The organism is Brevundimonas sp. GW821-FHT02A10 (assembly GCF_059422025.1).
In genome coordinates this window covers 550,273-574,673 of record NZ_JBWKWC010000001.1, presented here as the reverse complement: position 1 = coordinate 574,673, position 24,401 = coordinate 550,273, and the positions used below count along the sequence as shown (strand labels likewise).

At 68.9% G+C, this 24,401-nt stretch carries 22 protein-coding genes; 16 read left to right on the top strand and 6 right to left on the bottom strand.

Annotation, left to right across the window (positions count from 1 at the left end; all coding sequences use genetic code 11):
• Window positions 1-52 precede the first annotated feature (52 nt).
• A complete protein-coding gene (acuI, locus tag AC07U0_RS02480; protein WP_494718443.1) occupies window positions 53-1,051 on the top strand; it encodes an acrylyl-CoA reductase (NADPH) in 999 nt (332 codons plus the stop codon).
• 56 nt (window positions 1,052-1,107) lie between these two features.
• Here acuI and AC07U0_RS02475 read toward each other — a convergent pair whose 3' ends face one another.
• Window positions 1,108-1,737: a beta/gamma crystallin-related protein gene (locus AC07U0_RS02475; protein ID WP_494718442.1), complete on the bottom strand. Its 630-nt coding sequence runs from the start codon at window positions 1,735-1,737 to the stop codon at window positions 1,108-1,110.
• Window positions 1,738-1,831: 94 nt separating this feature from the next.
• Window positions 1,832-4,537 carry a M14 family metallopeptidase gene (locus tag AC07U0_RS02470; RefSeq protein WP_494718441.1) on the bottom strand — a complete coding sequence of 902 codons (2,706 nt, stop codon included), beginning with the start codon at window positions 4,535-4,537 and terminating at the stop codon, window positions 1,832-1,834.
• Between the two features lie 132 nt (window positions 4,538-4,669).
• On the opposite strand from AC07U0_RS02470, the gene AC07U0_RS02465 reads away from it, so the two are divergent.
• The 9 genes from AC07U0_RS02465 to AC07U0_RS02425 all read left to right on the top strand — a co-directional run bounded on the left by AC07U0_RS02465 (window position 4,670) and on the right by AC07U0_RS02425 (window position 11,910).
• Window positions 4,670-5,356, top strand: a complete 687-nt coding sequence (locus AC07U0_RS02465) for a hypothetical protein (RefSeq protein ID WP_494718440.1) — start codon at window positions 4,670-4,672, stop codon at window positions 5,354-5,356.
• Window positions 5,349-6,059, top strand: a complete 711-nt coding sequence (locus AC07U0_RS02460) for a hypothetical protein (protein WP_494718439.1) — start codon at window positions 5,349-5,351, stop codon at window positions 6,057-6,059. The genes AC07U0_RS02465 and AC07U0_RS02460 overlap by 8 nt, the downstream gene beginning before the upstream one ends.
• On the top strand, window positions 6,052-6,261 hold the full coding sequence (locus AC07U0_RS02455) for a helix-turn-helix transcriptional regulator (protein ID WP_494718438.1): 210 nt from the start codon (window positions 6,052-6,054) through the stop codon (window positions 6,259-6,261). The genes AC07U0_RS02460 and AC07U0_RS02455 overlap by 8 nt, the downstream gene beginning before the upstream one ends.
• 88 nt (window positions 6,262-6,349) lie before the next feature.
• Window positions 6,350-7,096, top strand: coding sequence for a helix-turn-helix transcriptional regulator (locus tag AC07U0_RS02450; protein WP_494718437.1), 747 nt, complete (start codon window positions 6,350-6,352; stop codon window positions 7,094-7,096).
• Between the two features lie 360 nt (window positions 7,097-7,456).
• Window positions 7,457-7,786: a PadR family transcriptional regulator gene (locus AC07U0_RS02445; protein WP_492031610.1), complete on the top strand. Its 330-nt coding sequence runs from the start codon at window positions 7,457-7,459 to the stop codon at window positions 7,784-7,786.
• A gap of 26 nt (window positions 7,787-7,812) precedes the next feature.
• Window positions 7,813-8,955: an HAAS signaling domain-containing protein gene (locus tag AC07U0_RS02440; protein ID WP_494718436.1), complete on the top strand. Its 1,143-nt coding sequence runs from the start codon at window positions 7,813-7,815 to the stop codon at window positions 8,953-8,955.
• Between the two features lie 63 nt (window positions 8,956-9,018).
• A complete protein-coding gene (locus AC07U0_RS02435; RefSeq protein WP_494718435.1) occupies window positions 9,019-10,134 on the top strand; it encodes a bifunctional transcriptional activator/DNA repair enzyme AdaA in 1,116 nt (371 codons plus the stop codon).
• Window positions 10,115-10,654: a methylated-DNA--[protein]-cysteine S-methyltransferase gene (locus AC07U0_RS02430; RefSeq protein ID WP_494718434.1), complete on the top strand. Its 540-nt coding sequence runs from the start codon at window positions 10,115-10,117 to the stop codon at window positions 10,652-10,654. The genes AC07U0_RS02435 and AC07U0_RS02430 overlap by 20 nt, the downstream gene beginning before the upstream one ends.
• Window positions 10,655-10,683: 29 nt before the next feature.
• Window positions 10,684-11,910 (top strand): sensor histidine kinase, encoded by a 1,227-nt coding sequence (locus AC07U0_RS02425; protein ID WP_494718433.1) that lies wholly within the window; start codon window positions 10,684-10,686, stop codon window positions 11,908-11,910.
• A 2-nt stretch (window positions 11,911-11,912) separates the two neighbouring features.
• On the opposite strand, the gene AC07U0_RS02420 is transcribed toward AC07U0_RS02425, so the two are convergent.
• Window positions 11,913-12,650, bottom strand: a complete 738-nt coding sequence (locus tag AC07U0_RS02420; protein WP_494718432.1) for a LamG domain-containing protein — start codon at window positions 12,648-12,650, stop codon at window positions 11,913-11,915.
• A 4-nt stretch (window positions 12,651-12,654) separates the two neighbouring features.
• On the bottom strand, window positions 12,655-14,169 hold the full coding sequence (gene ilvA / locus AC07U0_RS02415) for a threonine ammonia-lyase, biosynthetic (protein WP_494718431.1): 1,515 nt from the start codon (window positions 14,167-14,169) through the stop codon (window positions 12,655-12,657).
• Window positions 14,170-14,458: 289 nt separating this feature from the next.
• Here ilvA and nadA point away from each other — a divergent pair, with 289 nt between their 5' ends.
• The 4 genes from nadA (at window position 14,459) to AC07U0_RS02395 (ending at window position 18,228) form a co-directional block, all read left to right on the top strand.
• Entirely contained in the window at window positions 14,459-15,538 is a 1,080-nt protein-coding gene (nadA, locus tag AC07U0_RS02410; protein WP_494718430.1) for a quinolinate synthase NadA, read from the top strand.
• 1 nt (window position 15,539) lies between these two features.
• Window positions 15,540-17,060, top strand: a complete 1,521-nt coding sequence (locus AC07U0_RS02405) for an L-aspartate oxidase (protein WP_494718429.1) — start codon at window positions 15,540-15,542, stop codon at window positions 17,058-17,060.
• Between the two features lie 4 nt (window positions 17,061-17,064).
• The gene (gene nadC, locus AC07U0_RS02400; protein ID WP_494718428.1) at window positions 17,065-17,922 is read left to right on the top strand and encodes a carboxylating nicotinate-nucleotide diphosphorylase; all 858 of its coding nucleotides are present in this window, start codon (window positions 17,065-17,067) and stop codon (window positions 17,920-17,922) included.
• 87 nt (window positions 17,923-18,009) lie between these two features.
• Complete coding sequence (locus tag AC07U0_RS02395; RefSeq protein WP_494718427.1) at window positions 18,010-18,228, top strand: hypothetical protein; 219 nt, start codon at window positions 18,010-18,012, stop codon at window positions 18,226-18,228.
• A gap of 9 nt (window positions 18,229-18,237) precedes the next feature.
• Here AC07U0_RS02395 and AC07U0_RS02390 read toward each other — a convergent pair whose 3' ends face one another.
• On the bottom strand, window positions 18,238-19,305 hold the full coding sequence (locus tag AC07U0_RS02390; RefSeq protein WP_494718426.1) for a cell wall hydrolase: 1,068 nt from the start codon (window positions 19,303-19,305) through the stop codon (window positions 18,238-18,240).
• A gap of 535 nt (window positions 19,306-19,840) precedes the next feature.
• On the opposite strand from AC07U0_RS02390, the gene AC07U0_RS02385 reads away from it, so the two are divergent.
• Both AC07U0_RS02385 and AC07U0_RS02380 read left to right on the top strand, forming a co-directional pair.
• The gene (locus AC07U0_RS02385; RefSeq protein WP_494718425.1) at window positions 19,841-20,041 is read left to right on the top strand and encodes a hypothetical protein; all 201 of its coding nucleotides are present in this window, start codon (window positions 19,841-19,843) and stop codon (window positions 20,039-20,041) included.
• A gap of 264 nt (window positions 20,042-20,305) precedes the next feature.
• The gene (locus AC07U0_RS02380; protein WP_494718424.1) at window positions 20,306-20,668 is read left to right on the top strand and encodes a DUF6481 family protein; all 363 of its coding nucleotides are present in this window, start codon (window positions 20,306-20,308) and stop codon (window positions 20,666-20,668) included.
• Window positions 20,669-20,732: 64 nt separating this feature from the next.
• On the opposite strand, the gene AC07U0_RS02375 is transcribed toward AC07U0_RS02380, so the two are convergent.
• Window positions 20,733-24,401 (bottom strand): PAS domain S-box protein, encoded by a 3,669-nt coding sequence (locus AC07U0_RS02375; protein ID WP_494718423.1) that lies wholly within the window; start codon window positions 24,399-24,401, stop codon window positions 20,733-20,735.

The window sequence follows — 24,401 nt, the reverse complement described above, 5'->3', positions numbered from 1 at the left end:
GGCGCACCGTCCGATCTGGGTCTCATCGACATTCCAGACAAGGACCGGACCGATGACTGAACAGGCGAATTTCAAGGCGCTGCTGACGACCAAAGGCGAGGGCGGGCTGCAGACTGCGGTGGTCGATTTCTCCGCGTTGGACCTGATGGCAGGCGAGGTCACGATCGCGGTCGAATGGTCGACCATCAACTACAAGGACGGTCTGGCGATCACGGGCCGGGCGCCGGTGATCTCGGTGTTCCCGCTGATCCCGGGCATCGATCTGGCCGGGACGGTCGAGGCGTCGGCGGATGCGCGGTTCAAGGTCGGCGACCGGGTTCTGGTCAACGGCTGGGCGCTGAGCCAGACGCATCATGGCGGCTATGCGCAGAAGGCCCGTGTGCCGGGCGACTGGCTGATCCCCGTGCCCGAGGCCTTCACCACGCGCGAGGCCATGGCCATCGGCACGGCCGGCTATACGGCCATGCTGTGCGTGCTGGCGCTGGAGCATGGCGGGGTGAAGCCGGAGCAGGGCGAGGTGCTGGTGACCGGGGCGAATGGCGGGGTCGGGTCGATCGCCATCGCCCTGTTGTCGAAGCTCGGCTACCGCGTCGTCGCCTCGACCGGGCGGCTGGAAGAGGCTGACTACCTGAAGGCGTTGGGGGCGGCCGAGGTCATCGATCGCGCGACCCTGTCGGAGCCGGGCAAGCCGGTTCAGACCGAGCGCTGGGCCGGGGCGGTGGACTCGGTCGGCAGCCATACGCTGGCGAATGTGCTGTCCCAGACGAAGTATCGCGGGACAGTCGCCGCCTGTGGCCTGGCCCAGGGGATGGACCTGCCGGGATCGGTCGCGCCGTTCATCCTGAGAAATGTGACGCTCGCCGGGATCGACAGCGTCAACGCTCCGCGCGAGGTCCGGCTGGAGGCCTGGCGTCGACTGGCCACGGATCTGGATGGGGTCAGGCTGGCATCTACCATCACTGAGGTGGGGCTGGCCGAGGTCCCGGTCGTCGCGGCCGACATCCTGCAGGGCAAGGTGCGCGGCCGGACGGTGGTCGACGTCAACCGCTAGACCGAAATCCGTCCCCGGAGCCCGCGCTCCGGGGGCGGAAAGTCGTGCTGTGACGTCTAGCGGATCGAGGAGATCGTGTTGCCCATCCGGATGCTGTGCAGGTCGCGGATGGACTGGCTGATCGTGACGCAGCGGCCGTTGTATCGGCTGTCGACGCACACCTGGGCCCGGCCGCTGTGGACGCGGATCGAACGGATGTTGTCGTTGAAGCCGGGGAAGTTGCCGAAGTTGGCGATCGGGGTGTCGATGGCCAGGGACCGGCCGGTGTAGTTGGCGCCCGTGTAGACGGTGACGCTGAAGTGGCCCGGCGCAGGCGGACGCGGCGGTTCGGGGCGAGGCGGGATGGGGCGGGGCGGCTGGGGCGGAACTGGGCGCGGAGGTTCGGGCGGGCGCGGTCCGCCGCCGTTGCAGCGCAGATAGCCGTCGTCGTTGGCGATGTCGCGGCCCCGGCAGCTGTTGGTGTCGATTGAAGAGAAGACCGGGGCGCCGCGCCGGTTGGGGCACTGGGCGCTGAGCATGTTGCCGTTCAGGTTCGCGCCACGACAGCTCTGCAGATAGCTGCCGGATGGAAGCTGGCCGCCGGACGGAGGGCGGGTCGGACTGGTGTGCTGCTGGGCGAAAGCCACGGCGGATACGGAGACCGAGGCAAGGATGCCGGCGGCGGCGAGAAGGCGAAGACGGGACATGCACCAGACCTCTCGAAGACGTCGCTGAATGCGACGCTTCACCCTACGCCGCCCCCGGGAGGCTGCAACCCGTTCGGCGTCTGTACGGTCGTCCCTACCAGTTCGGACTGGCGTGGGCCGGGCCGCGGAAGACGGCGTTGGCGAAGATGACCTTCATCCCGTCCAGATAGCCGCGCGTGGTCGGGTCCTGGGCGAAGCCGATGATCCAGCCGCGGCCCGAGGACGCGGCCATGATCGCGGGCTTGAAGGCCAGCTGGGCGCGGTTCTGGGCCCAGAGCTGGCCGGACATCAGCAACTCATCGGCCGAGGCGAAGCGGGCGACGTTGGTCCCCTCGCCGACCTTCAGCGGAGTGTAGATGTCGCTGCCGCCGACGAGGACGTTCAGCGACGGAGCGACCCCGGCCGAGAGCCAGTGGTCGGGATCGACGTCGGCGCGGGCCAGGACCCCGGCGACGGAGGCCGGGCCGTGCTGGCTGTCGCCGACCTGTTTCTCATAGTCCGAGAGGCTGGCGATCAACTGGCCCTCGACGCGGGCCTTGTCGGAAGCGCCTGAACCGTCACCGGCCTCGGCGGCGTTCTCGCGGCGCGAGGCCAGCATGTCGGAGGCCGGGTCGGTCAGGAAGCGGGTCGCCGAGCCGAGACCGATCAGGGTGCCGCCGTTGTCGACCCATTCCTTCAGGTGTTTGGCGCCGCCGTCGCCGAGAATGCCTTTATAGCCGCCGCCCTGGGGCAGGACGATCACCTGGAAGGCCGAGAGGTCGGCGCTACCGAGATTGGAGGTGCGGACCACGGTGACCGGATAGCCGAACTCCCGCTCCAGCACGTAGCGAGTGGCGCCGACGGCGGTCGGGTCGGTCGGGTCGTCCCAGGCCAGGGCGATGCGCGGCGCGCGGACGGCGACGGCGTCGGAGGAGCCGAAGCTGGGGCCGTCAGAGTTCCAGCTCTCGGCCGCGCCCACGACCTCGGCGCCGGTCGTGGCGGCCCAGCCGGTCATCCTCGCGGTCAGGTCGGCCGGGTTGCCGGCGCGGGGGATGACGAGCGTCCCGGCGGGCCAGCGGCGACCGGCGTGGGTGAAAGGCTTGTCCATGGTCCGCAGGGCTACGCCCTGACGCAGGGCCGAGGCCATCAGCCGGGTCGCGCCGAGGCCGGGGGCGACGAGGAAGCCGTAGGCCGCATCGCTGTCGGCGATGCCGCGCGGGACGACCTTGTCGGTGGTCGCGGCGGTGACGCTGACGGTCGGGGCAGAGGCGCAGCGGTCCGACGGGGTGTTGAACATCAGGGGCAGGGACCAAGCCGTGACGTCATAGATTTCGTCGCCCAGGCCGCGGGCGCGGCGGCGCTCCTGTTCGGCCAGGAAGGCGGCGGGGACGGCGACGTCCCTGGTCAGCAGGACTTCGGCCATGCGGCGCTGGGGCTGGCTGAGGTTCACGACATAGGAGCCGGCGGGATAGCTTTTGCCGCACGCGGTGAAGCCGGCCTCGGCCTTGCCGACCTCGACCCCCGAGGCGACCAGCAGGCCCGCCAGACGGTCGGCCTCGCCCGGGTCCCAGCTGGAGCGCGACAGCACATAGGCGCCGCGTCCCGACACGCCGTCGGCGCCGTAGGCATAAAAGTTGTTGAGCAGCCGGTCGTGGTTGGCCGAGGCCGCCTCGATGGTCGAGAGGGAGGCGACGAAATGGTTCCGGACCGTGTCGCGGTAGGTCAGGATTTCGCCCGACGACCGGCGCGCCGCCAGACCCCGGGCCGAGCCCTGCTCATAGGTCATGGAGACGGCTCCCAGGTAGCCCGGCCAGCCGTCGCCATAGCCCGGATAGAAGGCGTCGAAGACCTGGCGGTTGAAATAGGGGATGCCGTTCTGGTCGAAGCGGCGAGCGGTGTTGCGGCCGATCAGCTCGCGGCTCTCCAGCGTCGCCGGGAAGATCCACGGGTTCAGCGGCTGGGCCTCGGGCGGGAAGAAGAAGGTCTCGTCGGTGCCCATCTCATGGGCGTCGACCAGCACCTGCGGCCGCCAGTCGCGCACGGCGGCGGCCTGACCGCGCGTCTCGGGCTGGGTCTGGATGAACCAGTCGCGGTTCAGGTCGAAGAGGTCATGGTTGAACCGGCCGCCGGGCCAGAGCTGGTCGCGCTCGGCCGAGAGGGGGTCGGGGTTGGGCTCAGTGCCGAAGCCCGAGGCGTTGGAGTTCAGGAAGCGCTCGCGGCCGTCGGGATTCTGGGTCGGCACGAAGACGACGACGGTGTTGGCCAGCCATGACTGAACGGCCGGATCGCGCGAGGCCAGCAGGTGGCGGGCGGCGGCCATGGCGGCGTCGGCGGGGCTGATCTCGTCGCCATGCACCGAATACGTCAGCCAGACGATGACCGGCTGGTCGGCGATAATGGCGCGGGCGCGCTCGGGGGAGGTGACACGGGCGTCGGCCAGGGCGCGGGAGTTGGCCTTGATCTGGTCCAGTCGGGCGATATTGGCGGCCGAGCCGACGGCGGCCCAGAACACCGGACGGCCTTCATGGGTGATGGCGTAGTCGCCCATGGCCACGCGGTCGGGGGCGGCCGCGCGCAGGGCCTCGAAATAGCGGCGGACGTCGGCCGCGCGGCTGATCCGGGCGCCGCTGTCATAGCCCAGCACCTGGGCGACGGACGGGACGCTGGCGTCATAGTCGGCGCCGGGGATCAACGGGACCGATGCGGGCGCCGTCGTGGACGCGGTGGTCTGCGACAGGGCGGGAGCGGCGCCCAGAACAGACGTGGCGGCGAGGACGGCGGCGAGGCCGGCCGGAACGAGACGGCGCGAAAAAGACGGCATTTGTGATGGGATCCCCGAAAGCGGAGCCACCCTAGCCACGCCGTAGCGAAAGGGAAGCGGGGCTCTTGACGGTGTGTAACCCATAGGTGATATGTGTAACCCGAAGGTGACATCAGGCGCAGGAGCGTATCGATGACGGCGGACAACAGGAAAACCCCGGAAGGAACCAGCCGGACGAAGTTCGTGCTGCTGGCTATGTTGACGGGGCTGGGCGCAGCGATGTGCGCCTTTGGCTTCGCGTGGGGCGCCGACAAGACCGGCGATGCGGCGACGACGGCAGGGGTGATCGCGGGCATGGGCGCCGCCTTCATGGCTGCCGGAGCGATCTGCGCCTGGTTTTATCGCCCGGGCGGTCCACGCTGGCGCGTCGATCCGGCCGAGCCCGGTCGGCGGGACCGGCTGCAGGCGCAGCGCGCGCGGCAGCTGGCCATCTTTCCGGCCCTGTCGCTACTGTTCCTGGCCCAGGCCTTCGGGGCGCTGGAGCATGTGGTCGAGGGCCAGCATCGCTGGGTCGACTATGTGAGGCTGGCCGTGCCGGTCCTCTATGCCTGGGTCACGGCCCTGATGGTGATGGGCTGGGACGGCGTTTCGATGAAGAACAAGCGCTTCCTTGAAGATGAACTGACGCAGTCGCTGAGGGCGCGGGCGATGACGCTCGCCTTCTTCGTCCTGATGGCGGGCACGACCCTGTCGCTGGGGCTGGGCCTGTGGCGCGCCGAAATCGGGACGGTGAGCCTGATCCTCGCCCTGGCGGCGGCGGGCGCCGCGGCGGGCCTGCGCTTCGCCTGGCTGTTCCGCGAGGCGGGTCGCGATGAGTGAGGCCGCGATGGACGAGGTCGAGGTCCTGCTGGGGCGCGAGCGTCGGCGTCAGGGGCGGGAGCGGTTCGGGCTGGTGGTGATGGTCGCCGGCATTCTGGTCGGCGGTCTGACCCTCACGCTTGCCGATGTGGGCGCGATCTCCGAGGGGCAGGCGAGCTTGGGCTTTATGGCCGCGGTCACCGCCGGCGGGCTTGGGGCGCTGATGGTCCTGGTGTGGCGGCGGGGGCGGACGGCGCGGCGTCTGGAGAGCCTGATCGGCCGACGGGACCGGCTGCAGCGTGTCCGCAACGATCGCATTTACGCCACGTCTCTCACAGGCTGGGGCATGGTTGCGGCCAGCCTTCCGGCCTTGTCGAGGATCGTCTACGGCCAGGCGCAGGCTGATGGCGGCGACGTCGGCTTCGTCGCGGGAGCTGCCCTGGCGCCATGGCTGGTGGTGATGGCTGTCGCGGGTTGGGAGGGTCTGGCGCGACCCAACCGTCGCTGGCTTGAGGATGAGGTTACGCGCGACATGCGTCAGCGAGCTCTGTCGCTGGGGTTTATCGTCCTGATGGCGGCCATGTCAGGCCTGTTCATTCTGGGCCTGTGGCATCGGGACTGGGCCGCGATGGCTTTTCCCGCCGTCCTGATGACGGCCGCTTCGGCGGCGGGCCTGCGCTTCGTCTGGCTCGACCAGCAGGCGGAAGGCGGCGACGGTGGGTGATCCGCGTCTGGGCTCCAGACTGAAGGCGATCCGGACCGAGGCGGGGCTGACCCAGGCCGAACTGGCTGATCGCGCCGGGGTGTCTCGGAAGACGATCAACACAGTCGAAAACGGGGTCTTCATCCCCTCGACCCTGCTGGCGCTCAGCCTTGCCAGGGCCCTGGGGACCACGGTCGAGGCCCTCTTCTATCTGACCGAATAGGGCCGGCGAGGAAAACGCCCCTTTCTGTCGGCTATTGGACATTGATCAACCCAAGGGTGTGCCTCATGGTGGCGCGTGGGGTTTGATCATGCCGAACAGAGACCTGTCACTGGGTGAGCATTTCGCCGGTCTTCTGTCCGAACGTGATCCGGACAGACGCTGGAAAGTGCTGACCAAGGGTCTGGCCCGGATGGGGCTGGACCAGGTCAACTACGCCTTCCTCGACATGGTCACCTATGACCGGATGGAAGCGCGGGGCGATCCGGCCATGTCGACCATGCGGTCGGACTGGATCGAGTATTACACCGAGCGGATGTACGACATGCGCGACCCGCTGGTCGGTCATGTCCGGGCGGCGCGGTACGATCCGGTGATCTTCGAAACCGCCACCCATTACGGCCCCTCGCAGATCCTGAACGAAGCCGACGAGGCCGGTCTGGCGGGTGGCATCCTGATCCCCCTGCCGGGAGCGCCGGGCACGTTTGGGCCGGGCGCCGGGATCGTCATGGGCTCGGGGATGGATCCGGCCGAATGCAGACGGCTGCTGGAAGAGCACGGGCCGCGGCTGGTGTCCGTGGCGCATCTGTTCCATGCCGGCGCGGTCGGAGAGATGATGCGGCGTCGCTATGGGGCGGCGAAGCTGACGACGCGCGAGCGGGACTGTCTGCAGGCCGTGGCCCGGGGCCGGCGGATCAGCGCCATCGCCCATGACCTGGTGCTGGCCGAGGTCACGGTCAGCCTGCACCTGAAGAATGCGCGCCAGAAGCTGGGCGCACGCAGCCTGCCCGAGGCCGTCGCCCGGGCCCTTCTGTTCCAGCAGATCGAGGTCAGTTGAGAGGGCCTCGGGGCGCTCAAGCTTGACCATACCGTCTCAATTCCGGGACGCCCTATAGTTTTCCGCAGGTAGCGGCTGTGGCCGCCCAGCCCTAGACCTCAGGAGCCCGACGGGATGGCTCCCAGATGTCGATTCGCCGGGTTCCGAGCCGCTCCGCCTGACCGTAGGGCGGCCACGGAACGGGCGTTCCGCCTTCGCCCCACGGGGACGGGACGCCCCCTTCGCCCGTATCGGCGCCCCCCCTCGAAATCTCCCGGATCTGACCTGCCTCATCCGGGATTCCGACGTTCGCTTGACTCGGTCGCACAGTATGTCGCATACACTGTGTGTCACACACTATGTGACGCCAAGGCAGATGCGATGACCCCGGATCCCGAACTGTTCGAAAGCATGAGGCTGGAGCTGCGGCGCGGGTCGCTGGTCCTGGCCGTGCTCGCCCGGCTGAGGGAGGAGCGCTACGGCTATACCCTGCGCCAGGCCCTCGCCGGCGACGGGCTGGAGATGGAGGAATCGACCCTCTATCCGCTGCTGCGCCGGCTCGAGAGCCAGGGGCTGCTGGTCTCGGAATGGCGCGAGGAGGAGAAGCGCAAGAAGCGCTTCTACCGCCTGTCGCCGATGGGCGAGGCCATGCTGGCGGCCCTGGCCGACGAATGGCGGGGCATCAACGCCTCGCTCGACAAGATTCTCTGACATTCACGATTGAAGGAGGGACCCCAATGACCCTGACGGAACGCTATCTGAAGGCCGTGGCGGCGCAGCTGCCCAAGGCCAGCCGCGAAGACATCGTCGCCGAGCTGCGCGACGCCATCCAGACCCGGATGGAGGATCGCGAGGAAGAACTCGGCCGGCCTCTGACCGAGGACGAAGAGGAGGCGGTGCTGCGCGAGTTCGGCCATCCGCTGAGCGTCGCCGCCCGCTACGGCTCAGGACCTCAGCACGTTGTCGGGCCCGAGCTCTATCCCTGGTGGATGTTCGGGGTGAAGGTCGGGCTGATGGCCCTGGTCTGCATCACGGTCATCGGGGCGATCGTCCGCGTTCTGGTTGGCGACGAGGAGGTCGGTCGGGCGATCGGTCAGGCCTTCCACAGCGTCTTCACCGGCGGCATCACCATCATCGGCCTGGCGACCATCGCCGGCTTCATCATCGAGCGGCAGAAGGAGAAGCCGGCCTTCCTGCGCGACTGGCGGGTCAAGGATCTGGGCCTGTTCGAACTGGCGGGCATGGATGCGGATGCCGTGTCGCGGCAGTTGGCCGGGACGGTGGAGACCTCATCCCGGGATCGGCGCGGGCGTCGCGGCGGCCGTATGACCCTGTCGCCGGCGGCGCGGGCGATGGGCAGCGCGGCGGCCTGGACGGTGCTCCTGCTGTGGTGGGCCGGTCTGCTGATGGTCACGCCCCTGCGGCCCGAGGACCTGTTCGCGGTGGGCGGGGCGACGATCGGCGGCGTCGACTATGCCGACATCTTCCGTCGCATCCTGGACGTGCTCTACTGGCCCGGCGTCGCCTATGCCGCCTGCCGGATCGGCTTCGACCTGATCCGGGCGGCCCATCCGGGACAGGTGCGTTTCACGGCGCTGGGCGACCTGGCCTTCGGCGGGGCTCAGGCCTGGCTGTTCTTCTGGCTGTGGACGGCCTCGCCGCTGGCGCCGGTGATCCATGTGGACAGCGCCCAGGCCTTCGTCGACCGGATCCGCGCGGCTTTCGAGGGCGGCTGGTGGAGTCTGTCGACCGTCCTGATGGCCTGTGTGGTGTTCGGTCTGCTGCAGGCCCTGTTCAGGATGTCCGGCGCCCTGTGGCGGCTGATCACCGGCCAACTGATGGCATACGACCGCCGGCGGTGGGACGGGGCCGCCGCCTAGGTCTGAAACTCAAATGTCCGAAAACCGCGAGACATGGGGGCCGCGCGCCCCCATGTTGTCGTCATGGAAACGCGGCACACGGATCTGGATCAGGACGCCTGCTACCGCGCCGCGGTGACGCGAGACGCGCGGTTCGACGGGCGCTTCTTCGGCGGGGTGACCTCGACGGGCATCTATTGCCGGCCGGTCTGCCCGGCGCGGACGCCCAAGCGCGAGAACATGATCTTCTATCCCACGGCGGCGGCGGCCGAGGAGGCGGGCTTTCGCGCCTGCCTGCGCTGCCGGCCCGAGACGGCGCCCGACATGGGGGCGTGGCGCGGGACCTCGAATACGGTCAGCCGGGCGCTGAGCCTGATCGAGGCGGGAGCGCTGGATGAGGGCGACGTGGACACGCTCGCAGGAAGGCTTGGCGTGGGCGAGCGACAACTCCGGCGGCTGTTCCGGCAGCATCTGGGCGCGGCGCCGGTCAGCGTGGCCCAGACCCGGCGAGTGCTGCTGGCCAAGGCCCTGATCCACGAGACCGATCTGACCATGGCCGAGGTGGCGCTGGGGTCCGGCTTCGGCAGCGTGAGGCGGTTCAACGAGACCTTCCAGTCCCTGTACGGACGACCGCCCTCCGCCCTGCGGCGTCGCAGGGAACGGCCGGGCGAGGGCGGGGTGCGGCTGAGCCTGCCTTACCGGCCGCCCTATGACTGGGAGGCGATGCTGGCGGCGCTGCGGGTGCGCGGCGATGTGGTTGAGGACCGGGTCTGGTCGCGGGCGCTCGATGCTGCCGTGGACGGCGCCGACGGGCGGGTTTCGGTCACCCCGGAGAAGCCGGGCCGGGTCGAGGTGCGGGTGGAGGCTTCCGACCTCCGGGCGCTTCCGGGGGTTCTGGCGCGGGTGCGGCGGGTGTTCGACCTGTGCGCCGACCCGGAAGCCATCGCGCGGGATCTGTCGACTGATGCGGCGCTCAGACCACTGGTCGAGGCGCGGGCGGGGCTGAGGCTGCCCGGCGACTGGGTGGATGCGGGGAGCGAGGCCCCCAACGACCGCCTGCCTGAAGATTTCGACGCGCGGCTGATCGGCCGGGCGGATCACTGGCGGCCCTGGCGGGCCTATGGCGCGCTCCACCTGCGAACGGCGGGGATCGGGGCGGCGGAACTGAAGGAGATGGACCATGGCCAGAAGGCCGCCTGAACCCCTGACGCTGACGCTGGACCGGATCGAGACCCCGGTCGGAACCGTACTGCTGGTCGTCGATCCGGACGGCGCGGTGCGGGCGCTGGACTTCGCCGGATACGAGGACCGGATGCACCGTCTGCTGCGACGCCACTATGGCGATGCTCCGTTGACGGATGGTCGGGCGCCGGAGCCGGTGCGAGATGCGGTCGCCGCCTATTTCGCGGGCAACCCCAAGGCGCTGGACGGGCTGACGGTGAAGACGGCGGGCACCGACTTCCAGCGCTCCGTCTGGGCGGCCCTGCGCGATATTCCGGCCGGCGAAACCCGCACCTATGGCCAGCTGGCCGCAGCGATCGGCAAGCCGAAGGCGGTCCGTGCGGCGGGGCTGGCCAATGGCCAGAACCCGGTCGCGGTCATCGTACCCTGCCACCGGGTGATCGGGGCGAACGGGACCCTGACCGGCTATGCGGGCGGGCTGGAGCGCAAGCGCTGGCTGCTCGATCACGAACGGGCTGTACGCAAACAGCCGTTTTAACGGGGTCGCACTTAAGCTACACAGATGGAATGACTTTTTCTGATCCCACCGCTGCAAAGGCGTCCGGTATCGACCGCGACATCGCGGCGGTGGCGGGGATTGATGCGGTCACCAACATTCTGGACGTCGTCTGCCGCCTCACCGGCATGGGGTTCGCCGCCGTCGCGCGGGTCACCGAGACCCACTGGATCGCCTGCGCTGTGCGCGACGAGATCGGTTTCGGCCTGGCGGTCGGCGGGGAACTGCCGCTGAAGACCACGATCTGCGACGAGATCCGCGACAGCCGCGAGCCGGTGGTGTTCAACGACGCCGCCGAGGATCCCGCATACCGGGACCATCACACGCCGCGCATCTATGGTCTGCGGAGCTACATCTCCTTCCCGATCATCCGGGCCAGCGGCGAGATGTTCGGCACCCTGTGCGCCATCGATCCGAACCCGCATGTGGTCGACAAGCCTGAGACGCGGTCGACGTTCAAACTGTTCGCCGAGCTGATCGCTTTCCACCTGGACGCCGCCGAACGGGTCGCCGTGTCGGAGGCGGCGTTGATCGATGCGGACGAGGCCGCGGTTCTGCGCGATCAGTTCATCGCCGTCCTCGGTCACGACCTGCGAAATCCGCTGGCGGCGGTCCAGGCCGGGATCACCCTGCTGAAAGCCACGCCGCTGAACGACCGGGCGAAACTGGTCGTCGGCCAGATGGAAGCCAGCGCCTTGCGGATGGAGCGGCTGATCGCCGACGTGCTCGACTTCGCCCGCGGGCGTCTGGGCGGCGGGGTGCCTCTGGCGCGTCAGGCCGAGGGCCGGGTGCATGAAGTCATCGAACAGGTGGTGCAGGAGTTGCGCGCCGCCTGGCCGGACCGGACCATCGTCACCGACATCCGGGTCGACCGGCCGGTCGCCTGCGATCCCGACCGGGTGGGGCAGCTGTTGTCCAATCTGATCGCCAACGCCCTGACCCACGGCGCCGCGGACGGTGAGGTGCAAGTCCATGCCCTGTGCGAGGGCGAGTTCTTCGAACTGTCGGTGACCAATGCCGGCGACCCGATTCCCGACCACGCCCTGCCGCATCTGTTCAAGCCCTTCCACCGGCCGAAGAAGGATGAGCCACAGGCAGGGCTGGGACTGGGGCTCTACATCGCCTCGCAGATCGCCCACGGGCACGCCGGATCTCTGGACGCGGACTCGACGGCCGAGCGGACGCGGTTCCGCTTCGTCATGCCGGTGTGGGCGGCGATCGAGGGCGATCGACCCTAGACTCAGGTCGTACGGAACGGATTGCTGAAGCGGTCGGGCGTCAGGGCCTCGGCGTGGAAGCGTGCCTCGCGAACGGCGCCGTTGAAGTAGTTGCGCTTGTTGAACCGGCAGCCGACCGAGGACTTGCCCGGTCCCTGCGGCTTGAAGGCCAGCGGGCCCTCGGCTTGGACCACGCCGTTGACGAAGCTGCGGTAGGTGGTCCCGTCGTAGGTCTGGGCGACGTGATACCACTGGCCGACAGGGAAGCGCTTCGTGGGTTCGATCAGGGTCAGATTGTAGCCTTCGCCCTTGGTGAAGGCGTCGAGATACCATTCGTTCTCGACCACGCGGATCTCGAAGAGGAAGCGGGTGCCGATCGGCGCCGAGCCGTCGGCCGGGGTCGGTTCGTCGACGGCGAGGTGGAACCAGCGCTGTTCGAAGGCGCCGCCGTCGGGACGGAACAGGGCTTCGAAAGTGAAGTGCTCGGCGCCGGCCAGAGGGTGGTCATCGATGAACAGGGCGTCGTCGACGCCGTCGAATTTCACCGCCTGACCCCAAGGGCTGTCGGTCAGGGCAGGGGCGCCTTCGACATGGGTCGGATGGCCGCCGATGTCGGCGAGTGTGTCGAAGGTCCAGATCTGGCCGGCCGCCGCGTCGCGGGGGCGGGCGGAGAGCGGGGTGGCGCAGGCCGAGGTCGCGGCGAGCAGGGGCGCGGCGGCGGCCGCGAGGATCAGGTCGCGCCGGGTGGTATCGGTCCGCATGGGGTCACACTCCGTCGAGGAACAGGCGACTGGCCGGGTTGTCGGTCTCGTCAACGTAGGGATAGCCCAATCCGTCGAGCGCCGCGACCAGGGCCTCGCGCTCGCCCGGCTGGACCGAGACGCCCGCCAGCACCCGACCGACGTCGTCGCCGTGGTTGCGGTAGTGGAACAAGGTCAGGGCCCAGGCGGGCTGCAGGCTGTTGAGGAAGCGCAGGAAGGCGCCGGGCCGCTCGGGGAACTGGAAGCGCAGGATCCGCTCGTCGCCCAGACCCGTGGCGCGGCCCCCGACCATGTAGCGGACGTGCAGCTTGGCGGTCTCGTTCTCGCTCATGTCCTCGACGGAATATCCGTCGGCGCGCAGGGCGGCGATCAGGGCGTCCTTCTCGGCGGCGCCATCCTTCAGCCCGACCCCGACGAAGAAGTGGGCGGCGCCGGTATTGCTCCAGCGGTAGTTGAATTCGGTCACCGAGCGGCCGTCCAGCGAGCCGAGGAAGCGGCGATAGGCGTCGCGGTCGTCGGGCAGGGCGACGGCCAGAAGCGCCTCGGCGCCCTCGCCGATCTCGGCCCGTTCGGCGACGTGGCGTAGGCGGTCGAAATTGAGGTTGGCGCCGGAGTTGATCGCCACCAGAGCTCCGGTTCCCGGATTGGCGGCGGCCCAGGCCTTCATCCCGGCCAGCGCCAGCGCCCCGGCGGGTTCGGCGACGGCGCGGACGTCGTCGAAGATGTCCTTCACCGCCGCGCAGATGGCGTCGGTGTCGACGAGGACGATCTCGTCGAGCAGGTCCTTGCAGAGTTCGAAGGTCAGGTCGCCCGCGCGGCGCACCGCCACCCCGTCCGCGAACAGGCCGACCTGATCCAGGGTCACAACATGGCCCGCGTCGATGGAGGCCTTCATGGTGGGGGCGTCCACGGGCTCGACCCCGATGACCTTCGTACCGGGTCGCAGGAAGCGCACGATAGCCGCGACCCCGGCCGCCAGACCGCCGCCGCCGATGGGCACGAAGACGGCATCGATCGTGTCGGGGTGCTGGCGCAGGATCTCCAGCCCGACCGTGCCTTGACCGGCGATGACGTCGGGGTCGTCGAAGGGGTGGACGAAGGTCGCGCCGGTCTTCGCCTCAAGCTCGCGGGCGTGGGCATAGGCGTCGTCGAAGCCGTCGCCGTGCAGCACGACCTCCCCGCCACGCGCACGCACGGCCGCGACCTTGATGCCCGGGGTGGTCACCGGCATGACGATGGTCGCCTTCGCGCCTCGGGTAGCGGCGGCGAGGGCGACGCCTTGCGCATGATTTCCAGCCGAGGCGCAGATGACCCCGCGCGCGAGCTCGGCCTCCGACAGGTTGGCGATGCGGTTGTAGGCGCCGCGGATCTTGAACGAGAAGACCGGCTGCAGGTCCTCGCGCTTGAGGAAGACCGGACGACCGAGACGGCGCGACAACCGGGTCAGGCCGTCCAGGGCGGTTTCTTCGGCCACGTCATAGACCCGGGCGGTCAGGATGCGGCGGATGGTGTCTTGCACGAACGTCTCGGGAAATCAGCGCGGAGAGAAAGGAAGCTGTCGTCTAGGCCGCCGTTGATGCGGGGTCGAGCATTAATGCACCGCTTCTGGCGTCGGATGCGAGTGAGCATTTGCCCCGCAGGCAGAGAGATTTGCTTTTTCGGCGTGAAGGAAAACCCGTCGCGATCCGGCGCATTTACGCTTGCGCCCCACGAAGATCGGCCTACATTGAATGCACATATGTTCAAGTTGAGCATAAGTCTTGAATGTGAGACGGGGCGACAGAGAACGCCCATCAGGAGGACCCGCGATGGCGGACGGTATGTTTGGTCTTTCGGAGCGCACGGCGCGCGAGACGGCCCCGGTCTGGGAGAAGGTCAAGGACCATGTCACCCCGATCGAATGGCCCTCGCAGGCGGAGCTGATCGTCGAGATCAACCGTCTGAAGAAGGAGCGCGACGCCGTCATCCTGGCCCACAACTATATGACGCCCGAGATCTTCCACGGCGTGGGCGACTATGTCGGCGACAGCCTGGGTCTGGCCAAGGAGGCCGCGCGGTCGAGCGCGAAGGTGATCGTCCAGGCGGGCGTCCACTTCATGGCCGAGACCTCCAAGATCCTGTCGCCGGACAAGACCGTCCTGATCCCCGACCTGAAGGCCGGCTGCTCGCTGGCCGAGGCGATCACGGGCGCCGATGTGCGGCTGATCAAGCAGCGCTACCCGGGCCTGCCGGTGGTCACCTATGTGAACACGACCGCCGATGTGAAGGCCGAGACCGACATCTGCTGCACCTCCGCCAACGCCGTGCAGGTGGTCGAATGGGCGGCGAAGGAGTGGGGCGTCGACAAGGTCATCCTGATCCCCGACGAGTTCCTGGCGCGCAACGTCGCGGCCCAGACCAATATCGGCATCATCGCCTGGAAGGGCCGCTGCATCGTGCATGAGCGCTTCACCGGCGCCGATATCGCCGAGATGCGCGCGGCCTATCCGGGGGCCGAGATCCTGGCCCACCCGGAATGCCCCGAGGACGTCCTGTCGGCGGCCGACTTCGCCGGATCGACGGCGGCTATGACCGACTATGTGATGGCCAAGAAGCCGAAGCAGGTGGTGCTGATTACCGAGTGCTCGATGGCGTCCAACATCAAGGGCGACGTGCCCGAGGTGAACTTCATCGGCCCGTGCAACATGTGCCCCTACATGAAGCGGATCACGCTGGAGAACATCCGCGACTGCCTGCTGAACATGGAATACGAGGTTACCGTCCCCGAGGAGATGATCGCCAGGGCGGCGCTCGCCGTGCAGCGGATGATCGACCTGCCGCCGCCCGCCGTTCCGGCGCGCTACGACATGGTCAAGGCGAAGCACCACGTCGCGGTGGAGCTGATCTGAGGTGGCCCGGATCCAACATGACGGCCCGCTGATCATTGGCGGCGGTCTGGCCGGACTGTCAGCGGCGCTGGAGGCCGCGCCGGCGAAGGTGCTGGTCGTCAGCCCCGCGCCGCTGCTGCAATCGGCCTCAAGCGCCTGGGCCCAGGGTGGGGTCGCGGCGGCTCTGTCGGCCAAGGATGCGCCGGCGCTGCATCTGAAGGACACCGAGGCGGCGGGCGCGGGTCTGGTCAATCACCATGCCGCAGAGGTCCTGACCGACGACGGCCGGGCGACGGTGGAGTGGCTGGCGTCGCTGGGCGCCCCCTTCGACCGCGAGGCTGACGGCGGCTTCGCCGTCTCGCGTGAGGCGGCCCATTCCATGGCGCGCGTGGCCCGGGTCGGCGGCGACGGGGCGGGGCGGGCGATCCTGTCGGCGCTGGTCGCGGCCGTGCGCGCGGCTGAGCATGTGACGGTCTGGGAAGACGGGCGTCTGCGCGCCCTCCTGCAGGACCAGACCGGCCGGGTGGTCGGCGCCCTGATCGAGCGCCACGGCTCTGAAATGGTCGAGGTGCTGGCGTCCGCCGTGGTGCTGGCGACCGGCGGCGCGGGCGGTCTCTATGGCGCGACCACGACCCCCGCGGCCTTGCTCGGCGAGGGCCTGGCCCTGGCCTACAGGGCCGGCGCCGAGGTGCTGGACCCGGAGTTCATGCAGTTCCATCCGACGGCTATCGACGTCGGCCTCGATCCCATGCCCCTGGCCACCGAGGCCCTGCGCGGTGAGGGGGCGCGGCTGATCGACAGGGACGGCGCCTTCATCCTGGGCCCGGCGGACGACGCCGATCTGGCTCCGCGCGACGTGGTGGCGCGGGCCGTGCACCGGTCGCGGGCCGAGGGGCGCGGCGCCTTCCTCGATGCCACCAAGGCCATCGGCGAGCATTTCCCGACAGAGTTTCCGGCCGTCTTCGCCTCCTGCATGGCGGCGGGACTGGACCCGCGCGTCACCCCCATTCCGGTGGCGCCGGCGGCCCACTACTATATGGGCGGGATCACCGCCGATCCGGACGGGCGCACGACCCTGCCGGGCCTGTTCGCCGTGGGCGAATGCGCGGCGACGGGGGTGCACGGCGCCAACCGTCTGGCCTCCAACTCCCTGCTGGAAGCGGCCGCCTTCGGGCGTCGCACCGGGCGGTCGGCGGCGGCCGAGACTGTCGGCGGTGGTGAGCCTGTCGTGAACGCAGAGCCCGTCGATCACATGAGCGCGGAGGGTCTGCTGGAGCTGCGTCAGGGGCTGAGCCGCGATGCGGGCGTCATCCGCGACGCGGCGGGCCTGACCCGTCTGCTGGCGCTGATCGACAGGCTGGAAGGGGCGGAGGGTGAAGCCCTGCCTCTGGTCACCGCCCGGCTGATCGCCGAGGCGGCGCTGGCGCGGCATGAGAGCCGGGGCGGGCATTTCCGTTCGGACTATCCATTGACGAAGGACAAGGCCGAACACACCCGGGTGCGGCTCACGCCCGCGGGCGTGGTCATGATGGCGGCGGAATAAGCTCATGCGACAACTGCCGGACATCATGATCGATGCGATCGTGCGCGCCACCCTGACCGAGGATCTGGGCCGGGCGGGCGACGTCACGGCCCAGGCCTGTATCCCCGACGACGCCCGGATGCGGGCCGTGGTCGGGGCGCGCAAGGCGGGCGTGCTGGCGGGCATCGACTGCGTGCGGCTGGCCGTGCTGGCCATGGATCCGAAGGCCTCGGTCGAGATCCGGGTGCGTGATGGCGAGGCCTTCGAGGCCGGCGCGGTGCTGGCCGAGATCGAGGGCGACGCCCGGGCCCTTCTGTCGGCCGAGCGGACCGCGCTGAACCTGCTGGGCCGGCTGTGCGGGGTCGCCACCCTGACCCGCGACTATGTCCGTGCCGTCGAGGGGACGGGCGCGCGCATCGCCGATACCCGCAAGACGACGCCGGGTCTGAGAGCGCTGGAGAAGCACGCGGTCGTCTGCGGCGGCGGGATCAATCACCGCTTTGGTCTGGATGACGCCATCCTGATCAAGGACAACCACGTCGCCGTCTGCGGCGGCGTTGAGCCTGCGGTGCGCCGCGCCCGCGAGATGGCCGGCCATCTGATGAAGATCGAGCTGGAGGTCGATGGTCTGGCGCAGCTGGATGAGGCGCTGGCCCTCGTCGAGCAGGGAGCCGGCCCGGACGTGGTCATGCTGGACAATTTCAGTCTGGATGACCTCCGGACGGCCGTGGCGCGGACTGTAGGCCGGGTGACGCTGGAGGCGTCCGGCGGGGTCAATCTGACCACGGTCAGGGCCATCGCGGAGACCGGGGTCGACGTGATTTCGGTCGGCGCCCTGACCCATTCGGCGGCGGCGCTGGACGTAGGGCTCGACGCGATCTGAGGGTTTCCTCCGATCGCCAAAGAGCGGCGTTCCGGAACAGCCTTGAGTCCCGGGGGTTTAACTCCTCGAGAGATCAAGGAGGTCTTCATGAGCAAGCCGCTGAAAATCCCGAAGGAACAACGCAGTTTCGCCGCCGCCGGCAATCTGTCCGTCGAAGATCTGGCCCTGTCTCACGACCGGCGCGATGTGCTGACCGGCGTGCAGTCGAGCCAGCCGGGCGACGCGGACGTCAACCTCGGCGAGCAGGGCCGCTACGGCAATCTCAAGCAGAACCTGACCACCCACTGGAAGGTGCAGGAACGCTAAAAGCCGTCCTCAGGCTTGCGGCGTGGAGACCGAGGCGGAAGCACTCGCGGTCGCCGGCGTCGCGGGACGTTCGGCCGCCGTTACGCGCGGTGCGGGCGTGGCGGCCGGGGCCGGCGCGGGAGCCGCGGTCGCGGTCGCCGGGGCTGTGGGGCGGCTTTCCGAAGGGCGAGGGCTCTCGCCCGACAGGGCTTCCTGGGCCAGAACCATCGTATAGGCCACGGCCTGACCGGCCTGGCGAACCGGGACGCTGGGGTCGAGGCTGGCCTGCATCAGCTGCGGACGATCCTCGGACGGACGGGCGGCATAGGTAAAGGCGTTGCTGGATCCCGAACGGCCGCCGAAGCGATAGAACAGGTGGTGGCCGACCTGGCTGACCTGAATGAGGGCGTTACGCCAGCCCGGCGAGACGCCGGTGGTGTGGAAGTGGGTCGCATTGCCGACCTGGGCGTAAACGGAGCCGGACAAAGCCTTGGACGCCACATCGCGGGCCCGGTTCCAGGCGATCGGATTGACCCGGCCGCGCATCGAACCGTCGCACGTGAAGCTGAACTGGCAGCCCGCACGCAGGGCCGCGCCCTGGAAGACGACGCCGCAGATACTCTTGGGGAAGGCGGGGTGACGGACGCGGTTCAGGACCACCTGGGCCACAGCCTGCATGCCGTCACGGCCTTCGCCGCGGGCTTCGTAATAGGCGGCCTGGGTCAGGCATTCGAGATCGCGTGAGGCGTCGAGCGCATTGCCCATCCGGAACGGGCGGGCGGCGTCGGAGGTCAGGCTCACCCGGCGCAGGGCCTTGTCGGCCGGTTCGCCGCGCAGCTGTTCGAGGCGGGCGGTCATCAGCTCGGCCTGGCGGTCGCGCTGGGCGCCGCCGGCGACTGTGTAGGGGTCGTGACGCCGGGCGATGGTCAGGGCGCTTTCATCCAGCCCGCCGGCTGCGGCCGAGAGGGCCTCTTCGGTGAAGCCCGCCGCGGTGGCGCCTTCGAGTCGTTCCGCCTGCGCGCGCAGGGTCGTCGCCTTGGCTACGGTTCCGCCCATATAGGCGCAGCCGATGGCCAGTCCGACCAGGCCCCCGAACATCGCAGCCGCCGTGACGGGCCGGATACGGGCCACGTGATCGGCAGGCGTGTTCGCACGCGTCTGCGCGGAATGAAACAAAGGCGTAGTCCTGTTCAGCAGGGCGAGAAACGCAGCCCCCGGGGTCGTCTTCACAGACAGGCGAGGTCCCTCTTGGGAGTGCGTCGCATCCGGCTGTGGTTAATCGACGGTCAGCGAACGGCCGGTCGTCGAAGCAGCGCCTTAAGCCATCCGTTTATGGCGTCAATGTGTTTGATTCGCAAGCTGACGCTGCGTCGCAGCAATTTGCACGGATGAAAAGGCATTCGTGGAAAGGAGATGTGTCTTTACGATACATCGGGTTCAGTCGGTGTGTTATTTACTGTATTGGGTTTGCACTGATCAACTCAACGATGATGATCCGTTTGTGACACAAACTGAACGCGCGCAAATCTGTTGTCTTCAGGAGGTGGTGGCGGGGGATTTAAACTTCAAGGTCTGAATCGCGGAACCGTGTCCGTTAAACGGACGTTAAGCGTGAGCATTCCGGAGTTTATGCATGATCCGCACCACTCATCGCGTCCTCGTCGCCGCCGCCCTGACCGCCTCCGTCCTCGCGCTCGGCGCCTGTGGACACACGATCGAACAAAAAGCCGCGACCGGCGCCGTCGCGGGCGCTGTCGTGGCCGGTCCCGTCGGCGCCGCCGTCGGCGGGGCGGCGGGTACGGTCGTCGGCCAGGCGCAAAAGCCGCACCGATAAGCCGGTCCCAGGCGGGCGCGGGGTTGGATTTCCGGCCCCGCCTCCCTATATCGACCTGTGATCAGAGGGGCGCCATCCGCGACGGATCGGCGCCGTCCTCTGTTATCGGCCATGGCGAACCTTGCTTTTCGGCGCGGTTTCCGCTTTGTCCCACCCGCCCCGGCTCGCCTTAGTTTCGGCGGAGCCCCTCCCTAAGAGACGCGACGCTGTCACCCGGCGACGCCGCGTGACCTGAACCCGTCTGAAGGACAACCGACCCTACGCATGCGAGATCTGAAACAAACCGGCTTCAACGACCGTATCTCCGCCCAGCAGGACGCCAAGAAGGCCCTGCTCGCCAAGTTCAAGCCCAAGGCCGCCGCCCCCGACCCCGAGTTCGAAAAGCTGGCTGAGAAGCGCGCCGCCGAGAAGGAGGCCCTTCGCCAGCAGCACGAGCTCGCCAAGGCCGAGTTGCGCCGCGAGAAGGCCGAGAAGGACGCCGCCCGCCTGGCTGAGGAAATGGCCAGCCAGGAAGCGATCGACGCCGAGAAGCGCGCCGCCCGCAAGGAGCGCAAGCAGCTTTCCAAGGAAGAGCAGAAGGCCGCGCGGGACGCCCGCTACGCCGCCCGCAAGGCGCGTCAGCGCTAAGGGCTCTTCATCGAAGACTAGTGACGCCGGCGAGGGCTTCCTCGCCGGCGTTTTCGTTTGCGCCTCACGCCAGCGGCAGCAGGTCGCCGAGGGCCTGGCGCAGCTGGTCGCCGGAATAGGGTTTGCGCAGGAAGGGCCAGGGCGCGTCGCTGAGCGCCTCGTCGACGTCGTCGCCCGCATAGCCTGACGTGAGCAGGATGGGCATCGCCGGATAGCGGTCGGCGCAGACGCGGGCCAGCTCGATCCCGGTCATCCCGCCCGGCATGACCACATCGGTCAGCATGATGTCGAACGACCGGGCGGCCAGTCGCTCCAGGGCCTCTGGGCCCGTCTCCGCGGCCTCGACGTCGAGGCCGAGGCCGGTCAGCAGCTCCATGGCGATGGCCGCGACGCCCGCGTCGTCCTCGACCAGCAGCAGGCGGCGGCCAGAGGGGATGGCGTCGATCTCGGTGCGGACCTCGGGCGCGGCCACGGCCTCGGTCGTGTCCAGCGGCGGCAGATAGAGTCTGATCTCTGTGCCCCGGCCTAAGGTTGAGGCGATGTGCACGCCACCGCCGCTCTGGCGCGCGAAGCCATAGACCTGGCTGAGACCCAGACCGGTGCCCTTGCCGACGGCCTTGGTGGTGAAGAAGGGCTCGAACACCCGGGTCATGGTCGCGGTGTCCATGCCCGCCCCGTTGTCCGACACCGTGACGCAGACATACTGGCCGGGAGCCAGTTCAGAGACGTCTCCGGCGGCGACCGAACAGCTCATCGTCTGGACGGTGATCCGGCCCTTGCTCTTCGCGCCGACGGCGTCGCGGGCGTTGACCATCAGATTGAGCAGGGCGGCCTCGAACTGGGCCGGGTCGACGCTGACCTTCGCTCCGCCACGCCTGAGCTTCATCCGGTATTCCACCGCCTCGCCCACGGCCCGCCGTAGCAGGGGTTCGCTCTCCTGGATCAGGGCGTTGAGGTCGACGGGCTCGGGGCGCAGGGCCTGACGGCGCGAGAAGGCCAGCAGCTGATGGGTCAGACCCTCGCCGCGACGGGCGGCGGCCAGGGCGGCCTCGCCGAGCTTCTTCCTGCGCGCGGCGTTGTCCGGCGACTTCAGGATCATGTCCAGGGCGCCGATGACCACGGTCAGCAGGTTGTTGAAGTCGTGGGCCACCCCGCCGGTCAGACGGCCGACCGCCTCCATCCGTTGGGCGTGCATCAGGTCGGCCTCGGCCTTGGCCTTCTCGGCGAGGGCCTCACCGACCCGCTCCTCCAGCAGTTCGTTGATGCGCTTCAGGTCGTCCTCGGCGCGTTTGGCGTCGGTGATATCGAGGCTGGCGCCGACATAGCCCTGGAAGGCGCCCGTCGCGTCGAAGCGCGGCACCCCTTCGGAGCGCAGCCAACGCTGGCCGAAGGTCGGATGCTGGACCCGCATGACGGCCTCAAACTTGTCCCTCGCCTTGAAGGCCCTGAGGAAGGTCAGGGAGAAGATCTTCAGGTCGTCGGGATGGATGAAGCCCATCCAGCGGTCGTCGCGGATCTGGTCGGCGTCGACGTTGAAGAAGGTCTTGTAGCGTTTGTTGGTGAAGACAATGCCCGGGCGTTCGTCGGTCATCCAGATCAGGGCCGGGGCGCTGTCGGCGACGGTGCGGAAGCGGGCCTCGGATTCGGCCAGCGCCGCCTGGGCCTCGCGCGCGTCGGTGACGTCGAAGGCCACGCCGACGAAGCCCAGGACCTGACCGCCGGGGCCGAGGCGCGGGCGCGAGAAGGACTTCAGCCAGCGGTATTCGCCCGAATGATGCCGATAGCGCGCCTCCAGCGAGAAGGGCTGGCCGGTGGCCTCGCCGGTCAGGGATTCCCGCACCAGATAGTCCTGGTCGTCGGGGTGGATGAAACTGCGCCAGTCGGCGGTGCGGACGCTTTCGTAGTCGCCGCCCATATAGGCGACGTAGGCCTGGTTGACGAAGGCGCGCTGGCGGTCCTGCTGGGTGACCCAGATCAGCACCGGGGCGGTGTCGGCGATGGCGCGGAAGCGGGCTTCGCTCTCGACCACCTCGGCCTGGGCGCGGGTCCGCTCGACCTCGACCCAGGCGCGTTCGGCGACCTCCTCGATCAGGCCCAGTTCGTCGGCGGTCCAGATCCGGGGGCGGGCAGAGGCCACATTGAGGAAGGCGCGCAGGCGGCCGCCGCGCATGAGGGGAATGGCGACGAAAGCCAGGGCCTGGATGGCCTCGTGAGCAGGCAGGTCGGGGGAAGTGCGTGGATCGGCCGCGACGTCATCGACCGCGACCAATCCGCCGTCCGACAGTTCGTCCCGGACCGCGTCGCCGAAGTCCGAGACCGGAAGCTCGCCCTGGTTGGAGGCCACGCCCGCGGTCCAGTCCTTCGACAGCCGCCAGACCCCCGCCTCGGCGGCCAGCTCGCCAAAGCCGACGCGATTGACGCCCAGACGTTCGCCCAGCGCCCGGTTGACCACGGACATGACGTCATCCGTGTCGGTCAGCTCGCGAAGGGTGTCGCTGAGTGTCAGGACGAAGCGCTGGCGCTGGGCCTGACGGGCCATCGCCTCGATCGCCTCGCGGGTCTCGGTGAGGTCGAACGACATCCCGACATAGCCCTGGAAGCGGCCCTCTCCGTCGAAGCGCGGATTGACCGAGACGCGCATCCAGCGCCACTCGCCGTCGTGCCGGCGGAAGCGGGCCTCGAAGCCGTAGGGCGCGTGCGCCGGTCGGGCTTCCGCCTGGACCCGGCTGACCGCCGCCGCGTCGTCGGAATGCAGGGACTGACGCCAGACGTGGCCCAGGACCTCGTCCGCCGGGCCGCCGTAGAAGGCGGCTAGCGCGGCATTGACGAACTCCACCTCGCCCTCGGCATTGGTCAGCCAGACCGGGGAGGGGGCGGTGTCGGCCATCAGGCGGAACCGCTCCTCGCTTTCCCGCAGGGCGGCCTCGGTCTGTTTGGCCTCGGAGATGTCGACGATGACGGCGATGAACCCCTTGGGCTTGCCGTCGGGGCCCAGCAGCCGCTGCAGGCTGGTCAGGGCCCAGACGACAGAGCCGTCGTCGCGGAAATACCGTTTCTCGATCTGTCCCGCGCCACCGACCAGGGTCGAGGCGAGCAGGGCCTTGGTCGGGGCGATGTCGTCGGGGTGGGTGACGTCGCCGGTCCGCGCCCCGATCAGCTTCGCCTCGGTTGTGCCCAGAATCTCGGCGAAGCGGCGGTTGGCCGTCTCGACCACCCCGTCCAGGCTCACGCGGGCGATGCCGGCCGAGGCCTGTTCGATGATTGCGGCCAGCTCCAGCTCGGTCTGGCCCATGCGGACGTCCGACCGCTTCAGGGCCGCGACGGTGTCGTCCAGCGAATGGACCGTCTTGCGCAGCGACGCCGCCACCAAGGTGGCGAACAGGCTGACGATCAGGAAGTTGATGGTCGAGGCCTGGCCTTGCGGATCCATGAGCCGCGTCGCCCCCGAGGCGCCCACCAGCACCCAGCCGCCGGCGAGGCTGGCAAGCGTCGCCGACAGGCCCGCGATGCGCCCGCCCGCCAGCGCCGCCAGGATGACGCCGGGCAGCAGGATCATAAAGCCGGTATTGGCCGGATAGAAGGATTGCAACGCCCAGCGCAGGGCCAGGAAGACGGCCGAGAAGGCCAAGCCTATCAGGATGTTGACGCCCATGGGCTGCGGGCGCGACCGGGCCAGCCGCGCCAGAAGGGTGTCGGTCGCCAGAATTCGTCTGAGGAACGCCGCTGCGTCCAT

What these genes read in the sequence shown, in the direction of transcription:
- AC07U0_RS02460 (WP_494718439.1), top strand. Translation starts at nt 5,349, where the DNA reads ATGAGTGAGGCCGCGATGGACGAGGTCGAGGTCCTGCTGGGGCGCGAG.
- AC07U0_RS02465 (WP_494718440.1), top strand. Translation starts at nt 4,670, where the DNA reads ATGACGGCGGACAACAGGAAAACCCCGGAAGGAACCAGCCGGACGAAG.
- AC07U0_RS02440 (WP_494718436.1), top strand. Translation starts at nt 7,813, where the DNA reads ATGACCCTGACGGAACGCTATCTGAAGGCCGTGGCGGCGCAGCTGCCC.
- AC07U0_RS02420 (WP_494718432.1), bottom strand. Translation starts at nt 12,650, where the DNA reads ATGCGGACCGATACCACCCGGCGCGACCTGATCCTCGCGGCCGCCGCC.
- AC07U0_RS02475 (WP_494718442.1), bottom strand. Translation starts at nt 1,737, where the DNA reads ATGTCCCGTCTTCGCCTTCTCGCCGCCGCCGGCATCCTTGCCTCGGTC.
- acuI (WP_494718443.1), top strand. Translation starts at nt 53, where the DNA reads ATGACTGAACAGGCGAATTTCAAGGCGCTGCTGACGACCAAAGGCGAG.
- AC07U0_RS02425 (WP_494718433.1), top strand. Translation starts at nt 10,684, where the DNA reads ATGACTTTTTCTGATCCCACCGCTGCAAAGGCGTCCGGTATCGACCGC.
- nadC (WP_494718428.1), top strand. Translation starts at nt 17,065, where the DNA reads ATGCGACAACTGCCGGACATCATGATCGATGCGATCGTGCGCGCCACC.
- AC07U0_RS02430 (WP_494718434.1), top strand. Translation starts at nt 10,115, where the DNA reads ATGGCCAGAAGGCCGCCTGAACCCCTGACGCTGACGCTGGACCGGATC.
- AC07U0_RS02385 (WP_494718425.1), top strand. Translation starts at nt 19,841, where the DNA reads ATGATCCGCACCACTCATCGCGTCCTCGTCGCCGCCGCCCTGACCGCC.
- AC07U0_RS02375 (WP_494718423.1), bottom strand. Translation starts at nt 24,401, where the DNA reads ATGGACGCAGCGGCGTTCCTCAGACGAATTCTGGCGACCGACACCCTT.
- AC07U0_RS02450 (WP_494718437.1), top strand. Translation starts at nt 6,350, where the DNA reads ATGCCGAACAGAGACCTGTCACTGGGTGAGCATTTCGCCGGTCTTCTG.
- AC07U0_RS02380 (WP_494718424.1), top strand. Translation starts at nt 20,306, where the DNA reads ATGCGAGATCTGAAACAAACCGGCTTCAACGACCGTATCTCCGCCCAG.
- AC07U0_RS02445 (WP_492031610.1), top strand. Translation starts at nt 7,457, where the DNA reads ATGACCCCGGATCCCGAACTGTTCGAAAGCATGAGGCTGGAGCTGCGG.
- AC07U0_RS02395 (WP_494718427.1), top strand. Translation starts at nt 18,010, where the DNA reads ATGAGCAAGCCGCTGAAAATCCCGAAGGAACAACGCAGTTTCGCCGCC.
- AC07U0_RS02470 (WP_494718441.1), bottom strand. Translation starts at nt 4,537, where the DNA reads ATGCCGTCTTTTTCGCGCCGTCTCGTTCCGGCCGGCCTCGCCGCCGTC.
- AC07U0_RS02390 (WP_494718426.1), bottom strand. Translation starts at nt 19,305, where the DNA reads ATGTTCGGGGGCCTGGTCGGACTGGCCATCGGCTGCGCCTATATGGGC.
- AC07U0_RS02435 (WP_494718435.1), top strand. Translation starts at nt 9,019, where the DNA reads ATGGAAACGCGGCACACGGATCTGGATCAGGACGCCTGCTACCGCGCC.
- nadA (WP_494718430.1), top strand. Translation starts at nt 14,459, where the DNA reads ATGGCGGACGGTATGTTTGGTCTTTCGGAGCGCACGGCGCGCGAGACG.